Source organism: Pseudomonas protegens (genome assembly GCF_013407925.2).
GTDB lineage: Bacteria > Pseudomonadota > Gammaproteobacteria > Pseudomonadales > Pseudomonadaceae > Aquipseudomonas > Aquipseudomonas fluorescens_AP.
The window spans coordinates 4,613,950-4,628,029 of sequence record NZ_CP060201.1; the positions used below are offsets into that span (position 1 = coordinate 4,613,950).

A 14,080-nucleotide genomic window follows, 5' to 3' on the forward strand; every position below is an offset into this window, starting at 1 on the left:
CGGGACAAACGAAATAAAGTCGCCGGGTCAGTATGAAAATTCCCGATGTGCTGTGGCCTCTATCTCAGTGCTGTTACGCCTTGCGCCGGTTGCGCAGATGCCGCACCAGCGCCGCCAGGGCCACCAGCGCCAGCACCCCGAGGAAGATCGGCAGGCGGTAGGGTTTCAGGTCACCGAGGAAATGCTGCAAGGCTTCGCCGGCCCAGTAACCGGCGCTGACGAACAGGATGGCCCAGACCGCCGCGCCCAGCACATTGAGCAGGGCGAAACGCCAGGGCGCCAGGCCGCTGGCGCCGATCACCATGGGGCCGACCAGGCGCATGCCGTAGAGAAAACGCACGGCGAACACCGAGGTCGAAGGGTAGCGCTGGATCAGCCCCTGGACCCGCTCGATGGCCGCCTGATGGCGCTTGAGCCTGGGCAGCAGGCGCGCCCCGGAATAACGGCCGGTCCAGAACAGCAACTGATCGCCGAGGATGCCGCCGAGGGTGGCCCAGCCGATCACTTGCGGCCACTGCAGGCTACCCTGATGCGCCGCCATGCCGCCGAGAATCAACACGGTTTCGCCTTCCAGCAGGCAGCCGATGAAGATCACCCAGTAGCCGTAGGCGGCGATCAGCGCGTTGAGGTCGAGGTGTTCGAGCATGGGCAAGGGCTTCCGCAGGGGGCATGAAAACAAGCCGGGCGATGATCAGGTTACACATGGCTCTGATTCCTTTCACCGGCACAAGTGCCCGGGATCTTCCAGCGCAGGTACCGCCAGGGCGCCGGCCAGTCCATCAGAACCCAGCGTAGACGCCAGCCTAGGCGGCGGACACGGGTGGGCCTACGGGCCATTGCTTGCGTGGAGCAAACTGGGTTCGGCGGGTGTGTGAAAGCCACTGTGAGTGCAGGCCGGATGCGCAAGCAGGATCAGTCGTTATCTGCGTCGGCTTGCTCGGCCCAGGCGGACTTGGACGAGGGATAGCGTACTTCAACCTGGGCGCCGGCTTGAATCAGGGCCTCCTGCCAGACCCTGAACTGTTGCGGCCAGGCCTGGATCACCTTGAAGGGGACGCCGGTCAGCAAGTTTCTGGCCACGTTGGGGCTGACGCCCATGGCTTGCCTGATCAGCGCGAAGATCTTCGCGGGGTTGGGGCCCACCTCGGTGATCCAGAGTGCTGGATCACTGGAGGCGAGGGGCGGGTAGTCCGCAAGCGGAGCATACTGCCGGGTCAGCACTGCCCTGGCATCGCTATAGCTCAGCGAAGCCAGGGCCCGGGCACTGGCCAGATGTTCATCGCAGAACCACTCGTAGCCATGAGGGTGCCCCGCGCACCCTTGGCCCAGCGGGCGATAATCGGCGAACTGCACCATGCCGCCGCCAGTTCCGGCATGGCACATCTCCGAGGAAAAATCGTTGTGGCACAGGTCGCATACGGGTGGCTTCATCGATCGATCTCTCTGGGCATGCTCGGCCTCTGGGCTGAGGTCACGCAGTCTGCCCCAACACCCACGCCCAGAACATCCCCGCCATGTACAACCCCAGCCCGAACACCGAATGCGCCATCAGGCTGCGCAGCCGGGCCACATTCGGCTTGGGCATCTTGCTCGCCGCGATCCCGGCGCCCATGCCCGGTTGCATCAGCAGGAACGGCGCAGCCACCGTCAATACGCCGATGATCAGAGCCGGTGCCAGGGTCGGTTGCCGCGCCCACTCCAGGCCGCAGATCAGCAGCAACAGGGCGGCAAAGACGACGCCGATCAGGTAGTGAGCCAGCCAACCCAGTGCCCGCTCTCCGGGTACTGCATCGGCCTGGGCGATGCTTTGGTGCACAAACTTCCCACGAGGAAAATACCCGATCCAGCGGCCGACCATGGCCCAGTTGGCGCCAGGAATGTTCAGCACTCGCGCCAGAAACAGCGTCCACAGATCGAGGATCAAAGTGGCGCCGATGCCCAACAGCAGCGCCTGTAACATCAACGCGACGAATTCATGCATTAAGGACTCCTTGAAGTGCGACGGGCTGTGCTTCAGCCTTGCGCACGGGTGTGATAAGTTTTCATTCAATTAAGTGATTGAATGATTAATAAAGCAGCAGGAACTGTCAATGAGCGATTCGATTTCCCCCCAGCAGCCTCTGGCCGATATGGCTGAGTTGGCGCGTGTCCTGGGCCACCACCATCGTCTGATCCTGCTGGAGCACATGGCTCGCGGCGAGCTGCCGGTGGAGCGTCTGGTGGAGGCCTCGGGCTTGTCGGTGGCCAATACCTCCCAGCATCTGCAGCAGTTGCGGCGGGGCGGTTTCGTGCAGACCCGGCGCGATGGCAAGCGGGTGCTCTACAGCCTCAGCCAGGGGCCACTGGCCAGTTTGCTGGGTGCCTTGCGTCAGTACGTCGATTACAACCATGGGCAGATTCGCCAACTGCTGGCCGACAGTGAGCAGCAACCCATGCGACTAGAGGGCATCTCCCGTGAGGAATTGCGTCAACGCTTGCAGGAAGGCGCCATGACCCTGCTGGACGTGCGTTCGCCGCAGGAGTTCGCCCAAGGGCATTTGCCCGGGGCAATCAACATCCCGCTGGAGGAGCTGGAACAGCGTCTGGCCGAATTGGCCGCTGATCAGGAGCTGGTGGCGTATTGCCGCGGCCCCTACTGCGTGCTGTCACAGAATGCCGCTGCCTTGCTGCGGGCCAAGGGCTTCAAGGTGCGGCGCCTGGACCAGGGGTTCACCGATTGGCAAGCGGCGGGATTGAGGGTGGAAACCCGCGAGTAAAAGCGCCACCTGGGCCGGCATACAGGACATTGCCTACAGCGCCATGATCCATATCAACAGGGTTTTCAGAAAAATCCGCTACAAGGGCAGCAGGCTCGGACCCACAAGGTATCGAGCTCCGGGCCCGTACCCTGAGGGCCGGGATAACCAATAAGAACCTTTGTGGATATCGGCCGAGGGGACCACCCCAGGCGGATTTTAAAGGAATAACCTGATGGCTTTTTCTCTGTCGCGCCTGTGCCTGCTGGGCGCTGCGTTGCTCTGCGTACCCCTATTGCATGCCAGCGAGCCGACCCCGGCAGCGGCGGTTTCCACCCCCGACTCCGAGTTGATCCAGCGTGGCCTGTACGTGGCCCAACTGGGTGACTGCATCGCCTGCCACACCGCCAAGGGCGGAGCCACCATGGCCGGTGGCCTGGAGCTGAAGACGCCCATGGGCACCATTTACTCCAGCAACATCACCCCGGATAAAACCACCGGTATCGGCCGCTACAGTTTTGAAGAGTTCGACCGCGCCATGCGCGAAGGCGTCACCCCTGACGGCAGCCATCTTTACCCAGCCATGCCCTATCCGTCGTACGCCAAGATGACCGAAGCGGACATGCGCGCTCTCTACGCCTACCTGATGCACGGCGTGGAGCCGGTGGCCCAGGGCAACCTGGAAGCCGACATGGGCTTCCCCTTCAACCAGCGCTGGGGCCTGTGGTTCTGGAACCTGGCCTTCGTCGACAAGCAGCCGTTCAAGCCCGATCCGGCCAAGGACGAGCAGCTCAATCGCGGCGCCTACCTGGTCCAGGGCCTGGGCCACTGCGGCTCCTGCCATACGCCACGGGGCATTGCCTTCCAGGAGAAGGCCATGAGCGACACCGAGTCCGGCGGCCAGCATTACCTGGCCGGCGAGACGGTGGAAGAGTGGCGGGCCCTGAGCCTGCGCAACCTGTGGACCGTGGAAGACACGGTGCAATTGCTCAAGACCGGGCAGAACCGCTTCGCCACGGTGTCCGGCAACATGGCCGATGTGATCCACCACAGCACCCAGCATTTCACCGACGCCGACCTGACCGCCATCGCCGCGTACCTCAAGTCCCTGCCGGCCGGCAAGGATGACCTGCCCATGCCTTCGGTGGCCCTGACCCCGGCGGCACCGCCGAGCAACCTGTTCACCTCTCGCGGTGGCCTGGGCTACGCGCAATTCTGTTCCGACTGCCACCGCCAGGACGGCGCCGGCGTGCCGCAGATGTTCCCGTCCCTGGCGGGCAACCCCAGCGTCGCTTCGGCCAACCCGACCTCCCTGCTGCACATCACCCTGACCGGCTGGCAGACCGCGCAGACCGCGGCTCATCCACGGGTCTACACCATGCCCGGGTTTGCTCAGCTGGCGGACGGCGAGATCGCCGAGATCCTCAGTTTTATCCGCAGCAGTTGGGGCAACAACGGTTCGGCCATCAGCGCCGAGCAAGTGCAAAAGATGCGTGCGCAACTGAGCCCACAAGTGGAAAACACTCTGTTCGAAACCCCGCGCCTGGCCAACCTGCTGGCGGCGCCGAATGCCGAGCAAGTGGTGCGCGGCATGCGTCTGCACCTGGAAACCAAGGCCCTGTTGCCGGACAACGTCGGCAACTCGCTGAACTGCACCAGTTGCCACCTCAACGCCGGCACCGTGGCCGACGGTTCTCCCTTTGTCGGCGTCTCGGCGTTCTTCCCCGGCTACGCGCCGCGGGCGGGCAAGACCATCACCCTGGAAGAGCGCATCAACGGCTGCTTCCGCCGTTCCATGCACGGCAAGCCGCTGCCGGTGAACGGCGCCGACATGCAAGCCATGGTGGCCTACTTCGAGTGGATGAAGATGAACACCCGTCCCGAAGACAAGGTAGCCGGGCGCGGCGTGGGCAAGATCGACCCGGCCCTCAAGCCCAACGCCGACAACGGCAAGCAGGTGTACGCCAAGCAATGCGCGGTGTGCCACGGGGTGGATGGCGAAGGCCTGAAACGGGCCGACGGCAGCCTGATCTTCCCGCCGCTGTGGGGCGATCAATCCTTTAACATCGGCGCCGGCATGGCTCGCACCTACACCGCGGCGGCCTTCGTCAAACGCAACATGCCGATTGGCTTCCACGAGAAATTCCCCCTGGGCCAAGGCGGCCTGTCGGACCAGGAGGCCCTGGACGTGGCCGAATACTTCTCCCACCAGCCACGGCCGGACTTTCCGGACAAGGTCAAGGACTGGCCGAACGGCGGCCGCCCGGCCGACGCCCGCTACTGACCGCTGCAACGGCTCTGTAGCCGCTGCCGCAGGCTGCGAAAAAGCCCTGAGCAGCCCTCAAGCGCTCGCGCTCTTCGGGGGCCGCTCAGGGGCTTCGGTGGCTGCTCCCGAAATCGCAGAAAAGTCTGTGGCGGCATCGTGGCGCCGGAGTAAGATCGCCATCCTTTGCCCGCCGCCTGCGCGGGCGTTCCCATCAAGGATGAATCATGCGGCTTCGTTCGATCCTGTTGCTCAGCCTCTCCCTGGGCCTGGGTGGTTGTGCTTTTGTCTCTGCCCTCAAAGCCACCACCGTGAGTTATCGGGTGCCGGCCGATGCCGGTGAAACCGCGCTGATCCGCATCGTCGCCCAGGGGCTGGTGCGGGGCGTGCCCTACAGCGATTGCATCGACTGGAGCAAGCCCGCGTCGGGGCTGATGGTTCGGCCCCATCGCGGCATCGCCCATCCCAACTTCCGCAACCTGGGCATTCCCATGACCGCCGCCACCGACCGTATGCGGCGCCAGGAGGGCTTTGGCGCCAACGAGCTGAAGATCCCGGCCAATCGTCCGTTCGCCTTCATGTTCTACAACACGGAACCGGGGATGGATAAGGACTACCGCGCCGTGTGCGAACAAAGCGTGACCTTCGTGCCCGAAGCCGGCGCGACCTATCAGATGGAATTTCTCCAGGACCAGATGTGCACCGCGAGGCTGCGCAAGATCGATGAGCATGGCGAGGCGCTGCCGGACCTGGTGGTTCTGCGCCCCACCGATCTGTGCAGCGCTAAAGCGCCATAGGGCGTGAATCTAGGGCGCGTAGTGCTTGCAGATCTCTTCCCAGATGTAGGCGCCGCGAAAGCGGATCCAGCGGATGAACAAGCGCCCGCGAAACGCCTGCCAGCGGCTGTTACGCCTTAGCGCCAGGCTTGCCTCGATCTCCTCCAGCAAGGGCTCGCGTGCGAAGCCCATCCAGATTTCCGGGATCACCGCCATCAGGTTGATGTAGCACACCGGCGCCACCTCTTCGTAGAGAATGCGCTCGACCTCGGCCCGGTCATAGGCCTGGGTTTCGCGGGCGATGTAGGCGTAGTCCACCTCGTTATCGACAAAGGCGTCCGACAGCACGTAGCGAATATCGTCCCGCTGCTTCGGGGTGATGTCTGATGACACGCGGTGCTCCTTCCTTGGGCTTTCGGGGATCTGCCTGGCGCGCTGGCGGATTCTATTTTGGGGCGATCATCCGGGTCGGCGCCGCGCCATTGGCATTGTGCTGGAGGATGGTCACCGGCCGGCCCTGCTGATTGAAAAACACCTGGCCTATCCCCGAGGAATTCCACAGCCGTTCTCCGGCTTGGGCATGCTCGGGCACATGGGGAATGACCTTCATGCGTCGGCGTTTGGTGAACCAGTTCAACGGCGAGCGCGGCGAGTAGAGCCAGCGGTTGAGGCGGTCGAACCATTCCAGCAGGGCGGCGGGGAATTCATTCTTGATGCCGCTGCTGGTGATCTGCCAGATGCGCGGGCCGCCCTGGCGGTGACGGATCAGCACTTCGTAGACGAAGGAGTAATGCACATCGCCGGAGAGAATCACGTAGCTGCCCGGGGTTCGCGAGTGGCGGAAGATGTTCAGGATCACCTGGGCCGAGCCGCGATGGGCCATCCAGCTTTCCGCGTCCACCAGCAGCGGATAGCCGCACCAGCTGAAGACCTTCTGCACCGCCTCGATCAGCTTGACGCCGAAGATCGGCGCCGGTGAGACGATGATCGCCGAGGGGTGGTCCAGCAGTTCGTGTTGCAGTTCGCACAGGGCTTCCCAGTCCAGCAGGCCGGAGGGCTGGCCCAGGTTGGACTCGCTGCGCCAGCGCCGGGTGCGGGTGTCCAGCACCACCAGGGCCGGGGTGCTGGGCAAGACGTATTGCCATTGCGCAAAGCGCAGCAACTGGTCGATCAAGTCGTCCTGGGCTTGATGCTGCAACAGGTTTTCCGGACCTTGTGGCGTGGCGCTCAAGGCCTGGGTGTGTTCCAGCAGTTGGGTAAAGGCATCCGGGTTGTTGCCCCAGCCCTGGCACAGCATGTAAGCCAGCAGCGCGTTACCGATGATGCGTTTGGAGAAGGGGTGACCGTAGGCGGTTTCTTCCCACTGGGCGCTGAGGTTCCAGTCGTCGGTGATGTCGTGGTCGTCGAAGATCATCAGGCATGACAGGTGGGCGAAGACCCGCGCGGCGCTCTTCAGACCCTGGACAAAATCATCGATGCGCTGCTGTTCCCGGGTGTAGCGCGCTTGCTGTTCCGGCGTCAGTTGCGGTGGCTGTGGCGCGATCAGGGTCCAGGGCAGCGGTGACCACGCCAGCAGGTACATGGCCAGCACCTCGGCGAAGGTCACCAGGTGGTTGTCGGCATTGCTGCTGGTGAAGATCGGCTTTTTCACTCCGCCGAAAAACCGCTCGCGCAGGGTTTCATTGCTCTTCAGCGCCGGGAGCAATTCGGCCCGTCGGTAGTAGCTGGCGCCATGGCGGTACAGCGCCTGGCTGTCGGCCACTACCGCGCCCTCCAACGCTTCATCGAACAGCCCGAGGCGCTCGATCAGGGCGTGAATGGCCCGCAACATGGGCCCGGCCACATCGTCGGCGTAGATCTGGTCGCCACTCATCATCAGCAAGGCCGGGCGCTGCGCGGGCTCGGGCTGTTGCGCCAGCAGGCGGTCGACGCAGAGCAGGCCGTCGTTGGACGGGTGATGGGGCTTGCGGCAGGAGCCGTGGAGCAGGTTGTCGATGCGGCTGTGGAGCACGAACTCCGGAGTCCTGGCATCGCCATACAGCAGGTGCGGCGCCCAGTCGGCAATGGATCGGGCGCCGTCTTCGGCGTCATTGATCAACAGGTCATAGGCAATCGTCACGTCCTGGGGCAAGCCGTCGTCCAGGGGCACATCGATCAGGTGGATAAAGGCCTGGCGCCCGACGGGGATGACCTGGCATTGCTGCTGATCGAGGGGCCGTTCCAGGGCCGGGCCGCCCGTGGGTTGCAGGCGCAGGGTCAGCGGCAACGCCCTGGACCCCACCAGCCACAGCACCAGCCGCGTTGGCTCCAGGCGGCGCAGCAGCGGGCCGGCAAGAACGGGGGGCAGGGCAGGGGCGGGCTTAGTCAGTGGCATCTGCAGCGGGGGCTCTAGCGGTTGCAAAGGGGGCGCAATGGTAGCGCAGCCGATGTCGAAGAAACGTCGGCTGTGGGGGCGGCAGCAAGGCTTTTGTATCCGATTATTTATGGGCGCTGGCTCGCAGCGTGAACCTTCATGCTCACGAAACATCTCGCGCCAAAGCCTTGATTGAACACTTCGGGTATCTCGCTAGGCTTGTACTGTCGCTGCCAATCCAGCGACCGGGCCTGGAAATCCGAGGAAACAATAGGCGCACAGGCGCCACCATGCATTAGACTGCTGGCGTTTTTTTGCACACGCATTTCTTGTCATGGCGGCTGTGCGCGGGAGGTCTTCGGGCCTGCCGGGTTTCCTATTGTCCCGGTTTCCAGCCTGCGCACAGCTGCCACCCTTTCGCCTGGAAACGAACGTGGCAGCACTTCAAATAGGAGTGAGTTCCATGGACGTTTCTACTCAGTATCTTCACCCTACCCCTTGCACTAAGGCCCACGCCGGAGGTGCGCAATGACCATCAAGACCCTCGGCCATGTCACTTTCGCCGCCAGTGGCGAAGCCCAGCATTCGCTGTTCCGGGTCAATCCGGACGTGCCGCTGCGTGAAGCCCTGGAGCAGGTGTCGCAATTGCTGTTCCACGCCAAGCATCTGGCTCGGGACGCGGCGCTGGAGCGGGATGACCGCTATGCCTGGGCCGCTCATTACTTCAGCGAGATGGGCAAGGCGATTGTCGATGATTTGTGCCTGGGGAGCTGGCCGGCTGCCGGGGAAGGGCCGCGCGCCGGTTGAGGTGAGCTTTAGAGGTCTGTGCAGGCGCAGGGGAGTCCGGAGGTGTAGGAGCGAGCTTGCTCGCGATGATGCTGAGAGCGCCGCATTCTTCCCTGTGAACGCGCGTTATCGTTGACGTGCATCGCGAGCAAGCTCGCTCCTACAGGCCTCAGGCCGAAGCTTTGTGCTCTTCGCCGCGTTCAATGCTCTGCGGCTGGCCTTGCTCGATCACCCAGCGCAACAGCTCGGTCACCGACACCCGGTGCTTGCGCTCGACCCATTCCATGCCTTCGGGGCTGTAGTGCTCGCTGTAGCGGGTCAGCACCAGGTGGTGCTGGTCGTCGGACAGGCGCAGGCTGACTTCGCGGCAATGCAGGCTGGCGTCGGCGAGTTTGGTCACCCGTTGCAGCAGCATCAGGGCGTGTTGATCGGAGGTGGGCAGGGGCAGATCCTGCGCGACGAGAGGGGCCGGGGCGGGGTTGATCAGGCGCATGGTCAGGGTTCTCCAGCAAGGGGAGGCCGATGCTGGCAGGCAAACCTTGCGCAAAGATGTCTGCTTTATTGCGCCGCTGAAGGTTTATTACGGCGTTGAAATATATGACGCCGGGCGGCGAATGGTTTTAGATAACCGCTCATTCCGAGTTGAAGTGATGTCCGCTGGTGAGCCGTCTCTTGATCGTGGACGACGACATTGAAGTCCTCGCGCTGCTGAAGAAATTCTTTGTCCAACAGGGCTATCAGGTGGCCGTGGCCACCGATGGCGCGTCGCTGTGGGCGGCACTGGAGCGCGAGCTGCCGGACCTGATCATCCTCGATCTGATGCTCCCCGGCGACAACGGCCTGACCCTGTGCCAGCGCTTGCGCCAGCAGCACGCCACGCCGGTGATCATGCTCACCGCCATGGGCGAGTTGAGCGACCGGGTGGTGGGCCTGGAGATGGGCGCCGACGATTACCTGAGCAAGCCCTTCGATGCCCGTGAGCTGCTGGCCCGGGTGCGGGCGGTGCTGCGCCGGGCCGGGGAAAGCCGGCCGGTGAGCGGCGAGGTGCCACGGCCGTTGATCAAGTTCGCCGACTGGCAGCTGGACCTGACCCGTCGCGAACTGCGCTCGCCGGACCAGGTGATGATTCCGTTGTCGGCGGGGGAATTCGACCTGCTGCTGGTGTTTGTCGAGCACCCGCAGCGCATCCTCACCCGCGAGCAGTTGCTGGACCTGGCCCGGGGCCAGGCCCATGACGCTTTCGATCGCAGCATCGATGTCCAGGTCAGCCGCCTGCGGCGCAAGCTGGAGTTCGACACCAAGCGCCCGGCGATGATTCGCACCGTGCGCAACGGCGGCTACCTGTTCACCCCCAGCGTGACCCGCCAGTGAAGCTGATCAAGCCCCTGTGGCGCTATCGCCTGCGCGACACCGTGGCGCGCTGGATCGCCCTGACCATCATCATGGCCATGCTCACCGCCCTGGCGTTCAATGCGTTGTTCGTGCAGTTGGCCGGGGTATGGGCCTATCCACCGCTGGCGGAAACCGGGTTGCTGGAAAAGTCCGCGGCCATCGTGCGCATGATCGAAGCCTCGGAGCCGGGCCAGCGCTCGCGGCTGGCGGCGTCGGTCAGCAACGATCACTTGAGCATCGTCTGGCAGGCCACGCGCGAAGGCCTGGATCTGCCTTTGCTGGAGGACTCGGAATACCGCGATGGCTCCGAAGCGTTTCGCGCCTTGCTCGGCCCGCCGCAGCGGCATATCGAGGCCTATCAGCCCAGCGACTGGCAAAGCGATAAAGGCCGCTATGCGTTGTTGGTGCAGTTGAGCGACCAAAGCTGGCTGATGTTTTCCTCGGCGTCGCGCAGTTGGGGCCTGGAAGAGGGTACGCGCAATCTGATCGTGATCGCCCTGGTGCTGATCTCCACTGGTCTTGTGGCCTTGATCGCCACGCGCCGGCTGGCCAAGCCGCTGCAGCAGTTCGCCCAGGGCGCGCGGCGCTTTGCCGTGGACTTTCGCGCGCCGCCCATCGATCCGGTGGGCCCCCATGAGATCCGTCAGGCCATCCTCGCTTTCAACGCCATGCAGGCGCAGTTGCAGCACTTCATCAAGGACCGCACGCAGATGCTCGCGGCCATTTCCCATGACCTGCGCACGCCGCTGACCCGCATGCGCCTGCGCGGCGAGTTCATCGAGGATGCCGATCAGCAGCAGCGCCTGTTTCGTGATGTGGACGAAATGCAGGCCATGATCAATTCGGCCCTGGAGTTCTTTCGCGACGATGCGCGGCTGGAACAGGCCACCCATTTCGATCTGGCCGAGCTGCTGCAGACCCTGGTGGACGACTATCGCGACCAGTCCATGGAGATCCTTTTCAGCGGCCCGCCGCGTCTGGTGTATTGCGGCCGGCCCCTGGGGCTCAAGCGGGTGATGACCAACCTGCTGGATAACGCGATCAAGTACGGGGGCGAGCCGGCCATCGTGCTGGAGCAGGGCGCCGATCAACTGCGGGTGCGGGTGCTGGACCGTGGCCCGGGAATCCCGCCCGAGGCCTTGGAGCAGGTATTTGCGCCGTTCTACCGGCTGGAGAGTTCGCGCAACAAGAGCACCGGTGGCGTGGGCCTGGGGCTGTCGGCGGCGCGGGCCATCGTTCGCGAGCATGGCGGCGAGTTGCGTCTGTTCAACCGTGACGGCGGTGGCTTGGAAGCGCGGGTGGAGTTGCCGCTGTAGGCGCTGGCGCAGCCTGCGACAAGGCCCGAAGGGCCTTGCGAAGCCCTTCGAGCGCCCTGGCCGGCCGATCCCGGCCTGGGCTCGGTGATCCGTTGCGGCTCAGGACCAGTCGAAGCTGAACAGCACCAGGCCTTCCACCGGTTCGTAGAGCATCACCACCCGGTCGGCGCCGCTGATGCCGTAGTGGTAGGCCGGCACGCTGAGCACGTGCTGAAAGCGCCGGCCCGCCGGGCTCAGGGGCCAGATATTGCAGCTGTCGTCCGACTCTTCGACGTCCATGGGGAACTCCACGGTTTCCACCCAGTTGCCGTAGCCCTCGGCCACACCGCCCATTTCCTCGATATAGGTCAGGCGCTCCTTGTCGTTCTTGGGCCAGGTCAGGTAGCCCAGTTCCTGATGGCGCTGGCGCGCGGTGAGGTAGGCGGCGTGCTGCTTGCGGTAGTGGTGTTGCAGGTTGGCGCGCTGGTTACGCCGGGATTCGGGCAACTCGGCGTTGTCGCCGTGGAGGAAGAAATAGCGTGGGCTGCCGCACAGGCGATAGCGGCCGTTCTCGATCTTGAAGCCGATCCAGTTGGTTTTCAGCAGCTCGCTGCCGAATTCGTAATCGTCGGTCAATTCGCCCACCAGCCCCTCGTCGGGCTCGATAGGGCTCAGCAGATGCAGGCGGCCGGACCACTCGGGATTGATCAGGCTGGCGTCGAAGGACAGCAGCGGTAGCAGGTGTTCGGCCAGCTCCTGCTGGTCGGCGACGAACAGCTCGCGGGCGTCGGGGTAGGCGGTGGCGCCTTCAGGTAGTTGGGTCAGGTTCGGGGCGGCAACTGTGGGCATGGAGCAATCCTTTGAGGAATGGGCCGGTGCTCGGGGCAAGCGGCACTGGGGTCAGGTGTGGCGATGGCGAAAGTGACCGGGGGTGATGCCGACGACTTTCTTGAAGGCGCGGGTCATGTGGCTCTGATCGAAGAAACCACAGTGGATCGAGGCTTCGCTGAGGCTTGTGCCGCTGCGCAACAGGCTCTGGACCCGGGCGATGCGGCGTTGGATCTGATAGCTGTGGGGCGAGATGCCCAGGCTGTTCTTGAATACCCGGATCATGTACAGCGGTTCCAGGTTCACCTGGGCTGCCAGTTGTTCCAGGGGGATGTTCTGCTCGCAGTGCTCGTCCAGGCGCTGGCGGATACGCTGCACCGCCACCCGCTCATTGGCATCACGGGTCGACAGGCGCACCCCGTTTCTCTGGAACAGCTGCTCCAGCAGTTCCAGCAGGATGGTTTCGCGCTCAAGGGGGCTGTCGGCCTGTTCGATCAGTTGATGCTGCGCCAGGAACCATCGCGCGAACGCCGGATCTTCGCCCAGCACTTCGCGGAACAGGTGGATGTGTTCGCTGCCGAAGCGGTTACCGAAGACCGCCTGGTTCAGCCATTGCGGGTCGATGTACAGCATGCGATAGACCCAGCCCTGGTCGCAGGCCTGGACCCCGTCGTGGATTTCGCCGGGGCTGATGGTCACCACGCAGCCCTGGGTCGCCAGGTGGTGGCTGCCGCGATAGAAGAGTTTTTCCACGCCGCCGCTGATGACGCCTAGGGCATAGCGGTCATGGCTGTGACGGCCAAACGACTGCCGACTGTAGCGGGCCGCCAGCAGCTCGCAGTCACCTTCCGGAATGCGCCAGAAGCGGGAGAAATCCTCGGGCGGAGGTGTAGGGAGGTTCTGGTGGGCATCCATTCCATGTCCAGTTTTGTGCAATACGCAGAGATTGCCGGCCGCTAAATTTACCACTCCTTGAATCCTGCGAGCTAGACGCGATGAGTGTGATGAAACTGGTGATCGGCGACTACAAGAAGTCCTCCTGGTCATTGCGGGCCTGGTTGGTCCTGGTCACTGCGGATGTGCCTTTTGAGGTCATCCAGATCAAGTTGGAGGCGCCGCAGACCGGCGAGCGAATCCTTGCCTATTCAGCGTCGGGCAAGGTGCCGGTGCTGTTGCAGGACGACCTGTCGATCAACGACAGCCTGGCGATCTGTGAATACGTTGCGGAACACTGGCCCCAGGCTCAGCTATGGCCTGCGGATGCCGGACTCAAGGCACTGGCGCGCTCGGCCTGCGCCGAAATGCATGCCGGTTTCATTCAGTTGCGCACCCAACTGCCGTTCGGGGTCAACCGCGACGAGCCTGCCCAGGTGTTGAGCCAGGCGGCTGAGGCCGAGATCCAACGGGTGTTTTCGATCTGGCGCCAGTTGCTGGCCAGGAGCCAGTCCGAGGCGTTCCTGTGCGGAACCTTTGGGGTGGTGGATGCCATGTTTGCGCCGGTGCTGTTGCGCTTCATGCGCTATGGCATCGCCATTCCCGAGGATCTGAAACCCTACGCCGATGCGGTGTTGCTGCACCCTCCGGTGTTGCAGTGGCTGAAACTGGCGATGCAGGAAACTTGAATGTGCAGCGAGCAAGGCAACTGCAAGGTC

General features: G+C 63.8%; 15 protein-coding genes. 7 read left to right on the forward strand and 8 right to left on the reverse strand.

Annotated elements, in window-relative coordinates:
* Positions 1-73 precede the first annotated feature (73 nt).
* The 3 genes from GGI48_RS21450 to GGI48_RS21460 all read right to left on the reverse strand — a co-directional run bounded on the left by GGI48_RS21450 (position 74) and on the right by GGI48_RS21460 (position 1,981).
* Complete coding sequence (locus tag GGI48_RS21450; RefSeq protein ID WP_042942208.1) at positions 74-646, reverse strand: DedA family protein; 573 nt, start codon at positions 644-646, stop codon at positions 74-76.
* A 266-nt stretch (positions 647-912) separates the two neighbouring features.
* Positions 913-1,431: a hypothetical protein gene (locus GGI48_RS21455; protein WP_042942207.1), complete on the reverse strand. Its 519-nt coding sequence runs from the start codon at positions 1,429-1,431 to the stop codon at positions 913-915.
* Positions 1,432-1,471: 40 nt separating this feature from the next.
* Positions 1,472-1,981 carry a DUF2938 domain-containing protein gene (locus GGI48_RS21460; protein ID WP_179599953.1) on the reverse strand — a complete coding sequence of 170 codons (510 nt, stop codon included), beginning with the start codon at positions 1,979-1,981 and terminating at the stop codon, positions 1,472-1,474.
* A 109-nt stretch (positions 1,982-2,090) separates the two neighbouring features.
* Between GGI48_RS21460 and GGI48_RS21465 the strand changes: the two genes are divergently transcribed.
* The 3 genes from GGI48_RS21465 (at position 2,091) to GGI48_RS21475 (ending at position 5,795) form a co-directional block, all read left to right on the forward strand.
* Positions 2,091-2,756 (forward strand): ArsR/SmtB family transcription factor, encoded by a 666-nt coding sequence (locus GGI48_RS21465; RefSeq protein ID WP_016968361.1) that lies wholly within the window; start codon positions 2,091-2,093, stop codon positions 2,754-2,756.
* A 214-nt stretch (positions 2,757-2,970) separates the two neighbouring features.
* The gene (locus GGI48_RS21470; RefSeq protein ID WP_179599955.1) at positions 2,971-5,019 is read left to right on the forward strand and encodes a c-type cytochrome; all 2,049 of its coding nucleotides are present in this window, start codon (positions 2,971-2,973) and stop codon (positions 5,017-5,019) included.
* Positions 5,020-5,225: 206 nt separating this feature from the next.
* Positions 5,226-5,795, forward strand: a complete 570-nt coding sequence (locus GGI48_RS21475; RefSeq protein WP_016968359.1) for a hypothetical protein — start codon at positions 5,226-5,228, stop codon at positions 5,793-5,795.
* 9 nt (positions 5,796-5,804) lie between these two features.
* Here the strand turns inward: GGI48_RS21475 and GGI48_RS21480 are convergent, their stop codons facing one another.
* Both GGI48_RS21480 and GGI48_RS21485 read right to left on the reverse strand, forming a co-directional pair.
* Positions 5,805-6,167 (reverse strand): hypothetical protein, encoded by a 363-nt coding sequence (locus tag GGI48_RS21480; RefSeq protein WP_179599957.1) that lies wholly within the window; start codon positions 6,165-6,167, stop codon positions 5,805-5,807.
* A 52-nt stretch (positions 6,168-6,219) separates the two neighbouring features.
* On the reverse strand, positions 6,220-8,148 hold the full coding sequence (locus GGI48_RS21485; protein ID WP_179599959.1) for an alkaline phosphatase D family protein: 1,929 nt from the start codon (positions 8,146-8,148) through the stop codon (positions 6,220-6,222).
* 507 nt (positions 8,149-8,655) lie between these two features.
* Here GGI48_RS21485 and GGI48_RS21490 point away from each other — a divergent pair.
* Positions 8,656-8,934, forward strand: a complete 279-nt coding sequence (locus GGI48_RS21490) for a DUF3077 domain-containing protein (protein WP_179599961.1) — start codon at positions 8,656-8,658, stop codon at positions 8,932-8,934.
* Positions 8,935-9,082: 148 nt separating this feature from the next.
* Here the strand turns inward: GGI48_RS21490 and GGI48_RS21495 are convergent, their stop codons facing one another.
* Positions 9,083-9,406, reverse strand: coding sequence for a hypothetical protein (locus GGI48_RS21495; protein ID WP_047305972.1), 324 nt, complete (start codon positions 9,404-9,406; stop codon positions 9,083-9,085).
* A gap of 167 nt (positions 9,407-9,573) precedes the next feature.
* Between GGI48_RS21495 and GGI48_RS21500 the strand changes: the two genes are divergently transcribed.
* The gene (locus tag GGI48_RS21500) at positions 9,574-10,284 is read left to right on the forward strand and encodes a response regulator (RefSeq protein WP_016968354.1); all 711 of its coding nucleotides are present in this window, start codon (positions 9,574-9,576) and stop codon (positions 10,282-10,284) included.
* A complete protein-coding gene (locus GGI48_RS21505) occupies positions 10,281-11,621 on the forward strand; it encodes an ATP-binding protein (RefSeq protein WP_260620497.1) in 1,341 nt (446 codons plus the stop codon). The genes GGI48_RS21500 and GGI48_RS21505 overlap by 4 nt, the downstream gene beginning before the upstream one ends.
* Before the next feature lie 99 nt (positions 11,622-11,720).
* Here the strand turns inward: GGI48_RS21505 and GGI48_RS21510 are convergent, their stop codons facing one another.
* A complete protein-coding gene (locus tag GGI48_RS21510; protein ID WP_179599963.1) occupies positions 11,721-12,449 on the reverse strand; it encodes a hypothetical protein in 729 nt (242 codons plus the stop codon).
* Between the two features lie 51 nt (positions 12,450-12,500).
* Positions 12,501-13,343, reverse strand: coding sequence for an AraC family transcriptional regulator (locus tag GGI48_RS21515; protein ID WP_179599965.1), 843 nt, complete (start codon positions 13,341-13,343; stop codon positions 12,501-12,503).
* 80 nt (positions 13,344-13,423) lie between these two features.
* Here GGI48_RS21515 and GGI48_RS21520 point away from each other — a divergent pair, with 80 nt between their 5' ends.
* The gene (locus GGI48_RS21520; protein WP_179599967.1) at positions 13,424-14,050 is read left to right on the forward strand and encodes a glutathione S-transferase family protein; all 627 of its coding nucleotides are present in this window, start codon (positions 13,424-13,426) and stop codon (positions 14,048-14,050) included.
* Positions 14,051-14,080 lie beyond the last annotated feature (30 nt).

What these genes read in the sequence shown, in the direction of transcription:
- GGI48_RS21450 (WP_042942208.1), bottom strand. Translation starts at nt 646, where the DNA reads ATGCTCGAACACCTCGACCTCAACGCGCTGATCGCCGCCTACGGCTAC.
- GGI48_RS21465 (WP_016968361.1), top strand. Translation starts at nt 2,091, where the DNA reads ATGAGCGATTCGATTTCCCCCCAGCAGCCTCTGGCCGATATGGCTGAG.
- GGI48_RS21515 (WP_179599965.1), bottom strand. Translation starts at nt 13,343, where the DNA reads ATGGATGCCCACCAGAACCTCCCTACACCTCCGCCCGAGGATTTCTCC.
- GGI48_RS21475 (WP_016968359.1), top strand. Translation starts at nt 5,226, where the DNA reads ATGCGGCTTCGTTCGATCCTGTTGCTCAGCCTCTCCCTGGGCCTGGGT.
- GGI48_RS21485 (WP_179599959.1), bottom strand. Translation starts at nt 8,148, where the DNA reads ATGCCACTGACTAAGCCCGCCCCTGCCCTGCCCCCCGTTCTTGCCGGC.
- GGI48_RS21490 (WP_179599961.1), top strand. Translation starts at nt 8,656, where the DNA reads ATGACCATCAAGACCCTCGGCCATGTCACTTTCGCCGCCAGTGGCGAA.
- GGI48_RS21520 (WP_179599967.1), top strand. Translation starts at nt 13,424, where the DNA reads ATGAGTGTGATGAAACTGGTGATCGGCGACTACAAGAAGTCCTCCTGG.
- GGI48_RS21495 (WP_047305972.1), bottom strand. Translation starts at nt 9,406, where the DNA reads ATGCGCCTGATCAACCCCGCCCCGGCCCCTCTCGTCGCGCAGGATCTG.
- GGI48_RS21455 (WP_042942207.1), bottom strand. Translation starts at nt 1,431, where the DNA reads ATGAAGCCACCCGTATGCGACCTGTGCCACAACGATTTTTCCTCGGAG.
- GGI48_RS21460 (WP_179599953.1), bottom strand. Translation starts at nt 1,981, where the DNA reads ATGCATGAATTCGTCGCGTTGATGTTACAGGCGCTGCTGTTGGGCATC.
- GGI48_RS21510 (WP_179599963.1), bottom strand. Translation starts at nt 12,449, where the DNA reads ATGCCCACAGTTGCCGCCCCGAACCTGACCCAACTACCTGAAGGCGCC.
- GGI48_RS21470 (WP_179599955.1), top strand. Translation starts at nt 2,971, where the DNA reads ATGGCTTTTTCTCTGTCGCGCCTGTGCCTGCTGGGCGCTGCGTTGCTC.